The sequence below is a fragment of the Exiguobacterium sp. A1_3_1 genome (assembly GCF_048985645.1).
In the GTDB taxonomy this organism is placed as follows: Bacteria; Bacillota; Bacilli; order Exiguobacteriales; family Exiguobacteriaceae; genus Exiguobacterium_A; species Exiguobacterium_A indicum.
This window is the reverse complement of sequence record NZ_WBYY01000143.1, coordinates 1-8656: the sequence shown is the minus strand read 5'-3', so window position 1 is coordinate 8656 and position 8656 is coordinate 1. Positions and strand designations below refer to the sequence as shown.

Below are 8656 nucleotides of genomic sequence, written 5' to 3'. Positions count from 1 at the left end.
TTAGTCTCGTGGGCTCGGAGATGTGTATAAGAGACAGGTCCTGGATTGACCGTCATGACGTGGATGCCTTTTGGACGTAACTCCAGACGTAACGCGTTCGAAAACTGCAACATCGCTGCTTTCGTCATGCAATAGATCGTTGATTTCGGTGTCGGCAACTTCCCCGCCTGACTGGCCACGTTGACGATCATGCCACCTTCTTTGAGTAATGGCAGACATGCCTTCGTTAAGCGAACGGGACTTAAGACGTTGATCCGGTGCATCGACTCAATCGTTTCAATCGAGGTATCGTCTAAGAAGCTGAATTCCCCGAAACCTGCGTTATTAATCAAAATATCAATCCGTCCATAACGATTTGCGAGTGTTTTTGCAAGAATTTCAGGCGCCTTTTCCAAATCGTAGACCAGGTAGTCTGCCTGGAGTTCAGATGCTAACGTTTGTAATCGATCCTCGCGTCGTGCAATTAAAATCAAGTTTGCGCCTTCTTTATGCAGAGTGCGCGCCAGTGCTTCCCCGAGTCCACTTGAAGCACCCGTGATGACAATCGTCCGGTTGATGAGTTGCATTAGACTTCCTCCGCTTTTGAATAGTAGAGGATACCTGATCGTTTCTCGACCGTGATCGCACCGCGGGCAACGAGTGTATCGAGGCGTGCTTTCATCTCACTCATGACAAGAGGGAATGATTTTTTTAATCGGTTTCCATACGTCACTTGTGCTAATTCGAATAACGTATGTTCTCCCGTAAAATACTTCAAGAGCTGATCACCACGTGCCTTGCGTTGCATCAATCGTTCTTCGACGAGTACCGCAACATCTCGAATCGGAGCACCATGTCCAGTGTAAGCGATTCGAATCTGCTCACTTTGTAATTTTTCTAAGGAGTCAAGATACGCAAGAACAGGACGTTTTACGAGCACATCATCACCTGGTTGCGGTTGTTCGAGCAATGGATTCGGCTCGACCCGGTCGAGCAGGTGATCGGCCGCGAACAATACACCATCGTCACTTAGAATTCCGATTTGGTCACTTGCATGCCCCGGTAGTTCGATGACCCGGTATCGCCCAGACGGCGTAATCGCGTCGCCTTCTTTTAATGTGAAATCAAGCTGACCTTTACCAAGCCATTTCAAGGCAGATTGATAACTTGGTAACATCTCTTGAATCGCTAGCGGAACGCCAAACGATGTCGCCAATCGACGCAAGAATGCGTCCCCGTTGTTCAAGAAGGTCTCGTCCTGTTCCAAGTATGGGCGTAATCGCGCATGTCCATAGACGGGAATGCCTTTCTCTGAAAAGCGATGTGCCATCCCAGCATGATCCGCATGGTGATGTGTCACGATGACACGATCTAAATCCTCGACCTGAAGTTCATGTCGTGCAAGCGTCCGTTGCATCGTTTGCCATGCTTCAAGCGTATCCGGTCCACAATCAATGAGGATGTTTTCCCCTTCCGTTCGTAGTACATAGCAGTTCACGTCTCCAACCGGAAATGGTGTCGGAATCGGAATCGGGATGATTTCGTCTGATACAGTCATACCTACACGCCTCTTTTCTCTCGTCCATTTTCTTTCATTATAGAGAGAATGAAGCTATAGCGCCAAACTTTGTGCGTCAAAGGGTGACATTTGTTTTCTAGCTTACGTTAAAGCGCGAGAAATGGATGCACAAAAAACCGACCTTTCCGCAGATTGAAAGGTCGGTCAGAAACTTATTTTAAGTTGAGGACTGTTAATTTGTCGCGTGTCATCGAAGCTAAGCTACGTCCGACGCCTTGAACGCCGAGACCCGATGATTTCACACCGATGAATGGGAAGTGGTCAGGACCACGTTCCGTCCGACCATTGATTTGAACAGAACCTGTTTCAAGCGCATCCGCTACTGCAAACGCAGCATCGATGTTCTCTGTGAAGACACTTGCTTGAAGACCGTATTCTGATTCATTAGAGTATGCAATCATTTCGTCGACCGAGTTGACACGGATGATTGGAAGAACTGGTCCGAACGGCTCTTCCCAAGCAACGCGCATGTCGCGTGTCACGTTGTCAAGAAGTGTTGGTTCGATCAAGTTCGCCGTACGTCCGCCACCTGAGACGAGCGTTGCGCCTTTGTCTGTTGCGTCCGTGATCAAGCCTTCGACGAAGTCCGCTGATTTCGTGTCGATGAGCGGCACGACGACGCTGTCTTGTTCAGGTGAACCGACTGTCAATTTCGCGATCCGTGTCTTGAGTTCTTCGATGAGTGCATCCGCTTGATGATCAAGAACGAAAACGCGTTTGATTGCTGTACAACGTTGACCTGAGTAAGAGAATGCCCCACTGATGATATGGTCTGCCGCAAGTGACAGATTCGCATCTTCAAGAACGAGCGCTGGATCTTTTCCACCAAGTTCAAGGACAAGTGGAATCATTGCCGATTGACGCGACAAATGTTGTCCTGTGCCTGTACCACCAGTAAATGTGATCATGTTGATGCCTGGGTGAGCCGTCAAGTAATCACCGATGACCGATCCACGACCTGTGACGATGTTGACGAGTCCAGCTGGAAGACCTGCTGCGACGAGTGCCTCGACCATCAAGATACCGCTGATCGAACCTTGTGTTGCCGGTTTGAAGACGACGGCGTTTCCTGTCATGAGGGCAGGTGCGAGTTTCGCTGCTGCCAAGTTGACTGGGTAGTTAAACGGTGAAATTGCAAGCACGACGCCGAGTGGTGCTTTTTTGATGACCGCGATTTTTTTCGCGCTACCACCAGGGAACGAATCCCCTTGCATCATCTGACCGTCGAAACGGAGACCTTCTTCCGCTGTGTAGCGAATGATTTCAGCTGTCCGTTTGACTTCTTTGACGCCATCTGCACGTCCTTTACCGACTTCGCGCATGATGACTTCACCGATTTCGTCCGCACGTTTTTCGAGTTCCGTTGCCCAAGCGTGAAGCAATTCAGCCCGTTTGTTCGCTGGTTGTTTTGCCCACTCTGCTTGTGCCGCTTTAGCTGAAGCGATGGCACGATCGACTTCCGGTTTCGTCATCGCTTGAACGCGACCGACAAGATCCTCTTTATATGGTGAAGAGATTTCAATTGTCTCTTTTGATTCACTTTCATGCCATTGTCCATCTAGTAAAAATGTGTAGGTTGTTGCTGTAGTCATTCCACTCTACCTCCATTTATTTTTATCTCTCTCATTTCAGTGTGTGGCTGCATAGCTTATTGTAATCAATTGGTCTGACAAATGCCAAACTTTTTGCTTAACATATTATGAAAGCGATTACAACACTTTTTTTGTCAATTCAGAACTAGAATTTTCAGCGTAGCATGCCGATAACTAGTCAGAAGTGAAGTGAAGGTAATGGAAAGGGGCACAACCATATGTATAATCAGCACGATATTTTATTAGAAGCCGGCACGAACGAACTCGAGATCGTCATCTTCCATTGCGGACCATACACGTTTGGAATCAACGTCATGAAGGTCCGGGAAATCATCGTTCCGCTCCCGATGACACCACTCCCAGGTACACCGGATGCTGTTAAAGGATTGATTGAACTGCGTGGCGAAGTCATGACAGTCATCGATTTGCCGACGGTCATCGGTGTTCCCCACGATGAAGCAACCGAGGATCGATTGATCATCTGTGAATTTAATGGGGAAAAAAGCGTCCTGCGTGTCGATTCCGTGACGGAAATCCGTCGTATCTCATGGGAACAGATCGATACACCAAACGAACTCGCTCGTGGCATTGAGGGATTAACGAATGGTGTCGTCAAAACGGGCGACAAAATGATCATCCTGCTCGACTACGAAAAAATCGCACTTGAGCTCTCACGCAAGGATATCTTCGCCCGCGAAGAAGGGCGTCGCGTCCAGTCCCGTGACCGGTCCGACAAAGTCATCTGGATCGCCGAAGACTCGGAAATGCTCCGGACATTGATCATCGAAACACTCGAGGAAGCCGGTTACCATGGTCTAAAATGGTTCATCAATGGTAAGGACGCTTTTGATGCGTTTGAGAACGGAAGCAACTGTGACCTCCTGATCACCGATATCGAGATGCCGAAGATGGATGGACTACACTTGACGAAACGACTCCGTGAAGATGATCGTTATGCGGAATTGCCAATCATCGTCTTCTCTTCCTTGATTTCCGACGATTTACGCCATAAAGGTGAGTCGGTTGGTGTCAATGCACAAATCACGAAACCGGAAATCGGTCGTTTGATCGAAACGGTCGATTCATACGTCTTATAAGAAAAAAAGCCGACAGCATGTCGGCTTTTTTGATCTATTCGATTGCTCAACGCAGCGCGTCAAGATTTTTTCCAGTAAACACATCGAGCCAGACGACACGGAATTCCACCATGCATTGCTCAATCCGATCGACGATTTCTTGTGTTCCGGTCATTGAACCGGATTCTGCTTCTTTTTCAAGCAGTTCGAAATCATCAGCTAAATCATCAGCGGCAACGGAATAGGAAGCACCTTTTAGCAAGTGAGCGAGCTTTTCAGTTTGCTCAGCATCTTGCTTGGCGACGGCATCTTTTAGTTCAGGAAACTTTCGATCGAACTGCGCGATATACGTTTCTCCGATTTTTTGAAGGAACGCATGGTCCCCACCCGCGATCGATTGAAGTTCTTCGAGCTTCTTAGCATTAAAAAAAGGCATGTCTTCCCCTCCTCTGTTTTCATCTTATCACTAATCTTCGTAAAAAAAAATCGGAGAATCATTTACACGCTGTCACATCTATTTCTATAATGAGACAGTGAAGAGCAGGAGGGATAGACAATATGTTGACGATTTATCGAAGCGATGTCACCGGGGCAGTCAACGAGATACAGGAGTTCACGAAGGGTTCCTGGATCCATCTTGTCAATCCGACAAAGGACGAAGCCGACCAAGTCATCGCTGCTACGAATATTCCAGAGGATTTCATTTATGACCCTTTGGACGTGGAAGAAAAACCACGTTTTGAAAAAGATGAAGAAGGTCTACTGATGATCGTCGACGTTCCCTACATCGAAGAAGAATCATCAGGACGCCGTTATAATACGATTCCGCTCGGTATCATCGTGACATCCCGTCATTTCATCACCGTTTGTTCGCAACAGCTCGATGTCCTGACGTTATTCTCAAGTGGTAAGTTGCGAGGATTCCGGACGAATTACCGATCGCGCTTCGTATTCCAGATTCTCTATAAAGTCAGTTCCTCGTATTTACGTTTCTTGCGTCAAATCGATCGTCGTATGGACGAACTTGAGGAAGAACTTCAACGTTCGATGCGAAATCAAGAAATCTTTCAATTGATGAACCTTCAAAAATCATTGGTCTATTTCATGACGTCCTTGAAATCGAACGATGGTGTCCTCGACCGGATCATTAAGACACCGAGTCTCGAGAAGCACGAAGATGACGAAGACTTACTCGAAGACGTCTTCGTCGAACACCGCCAAGCAATGGAAATGGCACAAATTTATAAAGATATCATCAGTTCGACGATGGATACATTCGGTTCCGTCATCTCGAACAATGTCAACTTCGTCATGAAGTTCCTTGCTTCGATTACGATTGTCATCTCGATCCCAACGATGATTTCCGGAATGTTCGGGATGAACGTTCATGTTCCGTGGGAAGGTGAAGTCATTGGTTTCTGGATCGTCTTCGGTATGATGATTTTCTTCTCAGGCCTTGCAGCATTTATCCTATGGCGGAGAAGGTTTTTCTAGACCTTGTATGGTTTCATACAAAAAAGACTAGGTAGCGGAAGTATCTGCTACCTAGTCTTTTTCTATTGCGCTTTAGTTAATCTCGACCGTCACGAGACATAGGTCATCCGCTTCATCGCTCTGATCCGGTTGAATCAACTGATGGATGTTCGGTCCTTGTTGTTCGATCAGATTCTGGATGGCATGGATTCCTTCATCAATGCCTTTACTGTAGAGTTCCATGAAACCATCCGTGTACAAGTAAACACATCCTGGTGAGACGATGTCGATCGTCTTGCTCGAATACGTCGAGTCTTCGAACATACCGACAGGAAGTCCCGTATTCTCAAGCGGAATGATTTGATCATTCATGCGTAACAAACCAGGTGGGTGCCCTGCGTTCGCATAGCTGAGCTTCATCTCATCTAGGTCGATATAGAGGTAAACGGCAGTGAAATAGATTTCTGTCTCGTCTCCTGGGAACAAACGACTCATCTGCTGATTCAATTCTTCAAGTACTTGTGCTGGATCACCAATCCGGTGCACGAGTTCGAACAAAATCGAACTCATTCCCATCGTGATCAGCGCAGAAGAGACACCGTGTCCCATGACGTCAAACAAGATGATGCCGTATTTATTCTGAGAGATGCGGTACCAGGCGTACATATCTCCCGCGAGCTTTTTAGAAGGGATATACGTCGCCATGATGCGGATCTCATCGTCTTCGATATTCGCACTGAGCACACTCTGTTGCAGTTTTTGCGCCAAATCAAAGTCTTCCTGTAATACTTTTTCATATCGTTTTCGCGCATCGATTGCTTGCTTCAGACCAATCGCGTTACGAACTCGCGCGAGCAATTCCGTTTTACGGATCGGTTTCGTCGTATAATCCGATGCTCCTGCATTTAGTCCATCAACGATATCTTCCTCGTTTGATCGCCCGGAAACGATCAGAATCGGTAATTCATCAAGACCAAACCGTTTTCGAATCAAACGTGTCGCCTCGATTCCGCTGATTCCTGGCATTTCGACGTCAAGGAGAACGACGTCCAACTGTTCGATGAATAACGGATCCTCCATCAATTCGATTGCTTCTTCCCCACTCATCGCCTTGACGACGTCATAGCCTTCATTTTCTAACAATCGCTCTAGGAGCATTAAATTCGTTAACTCATCATCTACGACCAAAATACTCATACGCCGTCACCTCGTTCCGTTTAACATGTTTATCTGACATCAGTTTAGCACACAACCTACAATTTCGTTTAGACGGAAGCTGCGTTTTCCGTCATACTAGAAAGTGAACGAAAGGAGGAGTGGACTATGTGGTTATATGTCGTCTCCATTCTCATCATCGTATTCGTCTTGGTCGCCTCGATTATCGTCATTTCAAAAGGATATGGCTACAAGGGCAACAAAGATGATATCGAAATCGATTATGATGAAATCAACCGAAAACTTCGTCACGAAAAAGATGATGATTCATTCAACAAATGAACCTCTTAGACCATCATATCACGGTGGTCTTTTTTTGTTTCATTTCAAATACATGTTTTTTTTAGATGTTTTTGATTCAGTCACAAGGGTATATCCATATCATGGTCAAATATTATCTCAAGGGAGTGTTCATCATGGAACCGAAGCTTCAACATGATCCACACGCAACACACGCAGAACATCCGAATCGCCAGTTCGATCAGGAAGAATCATCAGGTCGTCAAATCAATCTCGTCACAGGAATGTTGCTCGGTGCCCTTGTCGGCGGTCTATTGACGCTACTTAGTTCTTCGTCTCGCCAAAATACGAAACAGAGTTTACGGGGAGCGAAAGATTCCGTCTCTACCCTCGCTTCTTCTATTAAGGAAGATCCGTCAGGTAAAGCATCACAAGTCATCAATCAAGTGAAGAGTGCTTCAAGCATCATTCAAGAAGTCGCATCTGACGTTCAAAATGTCTATGACAAAGTGAACACAGAGCTTGAAACGGTGAAATCAGATGCCTCGACGGTGAAAGAGACAGTAAATGAGACGAAAGGTGATTTGAATGCAATCAGCAATAAAGTCGTCGAAGCGAAGGATGTCGCACTCGGCAAAGAAGAACCACCTGCTGAGCATGATGCTTCCGACAAACAAGCAAATGATTCTCAATCTTCTGAGGAAAAACATAAAGGTGAAGGCATCTAATCATTCAATGCACTTCTTCTTTCTCCCCGACATGTTCAGCATGTCGGGGTTTTTAGCGTAGGAATTGAACAACGATCGCAACGCGTTCGCGCATTCCAAATCGAAGGACTCCTGAAAGTGGCGTTTCAGCCGGAATCGCATCTGTCTGTAAACCAAGTTGTTTCGCCTCTTGTCGCGCACGGTACAGATGAAAGTCTGACGTGACGATCGAGACGCGACGAACGTCCTTTGGCAACAACGCTTTTGAAAATTGTAGATTTTCCGTTGTTGATGTCGAGTCGGCTTCAAGGATCAACCGCTCTTCAGCAATCCCAGATGCCACCATCCCGCGACGCATCGCCTCTGCTTCTGAAATATCTTCATCCGGACCTTGTCCACCGCTCAAGATGAAGCGGACTTCTGAATGTTGTTTCCCATATGCCGCAGCTGCCTGAATCCGGTTATGTAGGATTTGCGACGGTTTTTCTCCTTTGACACCCGCACCGAGGACGATGACATACGGTGACGTCCCATCAGCGAGTGGCCGTTCCCCTTTATTGACGAAAATACCGACACTGTACCAGAAGGCGACACAAGCGACTAGTCCCCCACCGACCATCCATTTGATGTTTCGTTTGTTAAACGTGCGTTTGATCATACCGTACGACCTCTCTACTAAAAAATGGCTTACGGTAGGCAATACGAATGGTTCTCCAAAAAAGTTTCAGCATAACAGGTTTGGACTCCATGAAAAGAGGCTGACTCAAAAAAGAATGACGCGTCTTTTCACGCCAT

The 8656-nt window shown here is 46.6% G+C and carries 10 protein-coding genes; 4 read left to right on the top strand and 6 right to left on the bottom strand.

The genetic code is table 11. From position 1 onward, the window contains the following. From F8N00_RS13825 to F8N00_RS13815, 3 genes are all read right to left on the bottom strand, one after another. A partial coding sequence (locus tag F8N00_RS13825; RefSeq protein ID WP_421018404.1) for an SDR family NAD(P)-dependent oxidoreductase occupies nt 1-566 on the bottom strand: 566 nt, incomplete at its 3' end. Continuing rightward, on the bottom strand, nt 566-1537 hold the full coding sequence (locus F8N00_RS13820) for an MBL fold metallo-hydrolase (RefSeq protein WP_058265148.1): 972 nt from the start codon (nt 1535-1537) through the stop codon (nt 566-568). The genes F8N00_RS13820 and F8N00_RS13825, both read right to left, overlap by 1 nt. Before the next feature lie 173 nt (nt 1538-1710). Further along, complete coding sequence (locus F8N00_RS13815) at nt 1711-3150, bottom strand: NADP-dependent glyceraldehyde-3-phosphate dehydrogenase (protein WP_050678501.1); 1440 nt, start codon at nt 3148-3150, stop codon at nt 1711-1713. Nucleotides 3151-3368: 218 nt separating this feature from the next. On the opposite strand from F8N00_RS13815, the gene F8N00_RS13810 reads away from it, so the two are divergent. After that, a complete protein-coding gene (locus F8N00_RS13810) occupies nt 3369-4247 on the top strand; it encodes a chemotaxis protein CheV (RefSeq protein WP_055967060.1) in 879 nt (292 codons plus the stop codon). Between the two features lie 46 nt (nt 4248-4293). On the opposite strand, the gene F8N00_RS13805 is transcribed toward F8N00_RS13810, so the two are convergent. Further along, nucleotides 4294-4662, bottom strand: coding sequence for an Hpt domain-containing protein (locus tag F8N00_RS13805; protein WP_023467659.1), 369 nt, complete (start codon nt 4660-4662; stop codon nt 4294-4296). Between the two features lie 122 nt (nt 4663-4784). Here F8N00_RS13805 and F8N00_RS13800 point away from each other — a divergent pair, with 122 nt between their 5' ends. Continuing rightward, nucleotides 4785-5720 (top strand): magnesium transporter CorA family protein, encoded by a 936-nt coding sequence (locus F8N00_RS13800; protein WP_023467658.1) that lies wholly within the window; start codon nt 4785-4787, stop codon nt 5718-5720. Between the two features lie 72 nt (nt 5721-5792). Here F8N00_RS13800 and F8N00_RS13795 read toward each other — a convergent pair whose 3' ends face one another. Then, on the bottom strand, nt 5793-6896 hold the full coding sequence (locus F8N00_RS13795) for a PP2C family protein-serine/threonine phosphatase (RefSeq protein WP_035408959.1): 1104 nt from the start codon (nt 6894-6896) through the stop codon (nt 5793-5795). A gap of 126 nt (nt 6897-7022) precedes the next feature. On the opposite strand from F8N00_RS13795, the gene ytzI reads away from it, so the two are divergent. Both ytzI and F8N00_RS13785 read left to right on the top strand, forming a co-directional pair. Then, the gene (ytzI, locus tag F8N00_RS13790) at nt 7023-7196 is read left to right on the top strand and encodes a YtzI protein (protein WP_143404442.1); all 174 of its coding nucleotides are present in this window, start codon (nt 7023-7025) and stop codon (nt 7194-7196) included. Between the two features lie 134 nt (nt 7197-7330). Beyond that, nucleotides 7331-7882 (top strand): hypothetical protein, encoded by a 552-nt coding sequence (locus F8N00_RS13785; protein ID WP_075642048.1) that lies wholly within the window; start codon nt 7331-7333, stop codon nt 7880-7882. Nucleotides 7883-7934: 52 nt separating this feature from the next. Here F8N00_RS13785 and F8N00_RS13780 read toward each other — a convergent pair whose 3' ends face one another. Beyond that, nucleotides 7935-8519, bottom strand: a complete 585-nt coding sequence (locus F8N00_RS13780; RefSeq protein WP_023467654.1) for a YdcF family protein — start codon at nt 8517-8519, stop codon at nt 7935-7937. Nucleotides 8520-8656 lie beyond the last annotated feature (137 nt).

Coding starts and splice junctions, on each gene's coding strand:
- F8N00_RS13820 (WP_058265148.1), bottom strand. CDS start 1,537: ATGACTGTATCAGACGAAATCATCCCGATTCCGATTCCGACACCATTT.
- F8N00_RS13815 (WP_050678501.1), bottom strand. CDS start 3,150: ATGACTACAGCAACAACCTACACATTTTTACTAGATGGACAATGGCAT.
- F8N00_RS13810 (WP_055967060.1), top strand. CDS start 3,369: ATGTATAATCAGCACGATATTTTATTAGAAGCCGGCACGAACGAACTC.
- F8N00_RS13805 (WP_023467659.1), bottom strand. CDS start 4,662: ATGCCTTTTTTTAATGCTAAGAAGCTCGAAGAACTTCAATCGATCGCG.
- F8N00_RS13800 (WP_023467658.1), top strand. CDS start 4,785: ATGTTGACGATTTATCGAAGCGATGTCACCGGGGCAGTCAACGAGATA.
- F8N00_RS13795 (WP_035408959.1), bottom strand. CDS start 6,896: ATGAGTATTTTGGTCGTAGATGATGAGTTAACGAATTTAATGCTCCTA.
- ytzI (WP_143404442.1), top strand. CDS start 7,023: ATGTGGTTATATGTCGTCTCCATTCTCATCATCGTATTCGTCTTGGTC.
- F8N00_RS13785 (WP_075642048.1), top strand. CDS start 7,331: ATGGAACCGAAGCTTCAACATGATCCACACGCAACACACGCAGAACAT.
- F8N00_RS13780 (WP_023467654.1), bottom strand. CDS start 8,519: ATGATCAAACGCACGTTTAACAAACGAAACATCAAATGGATGGTCGGT.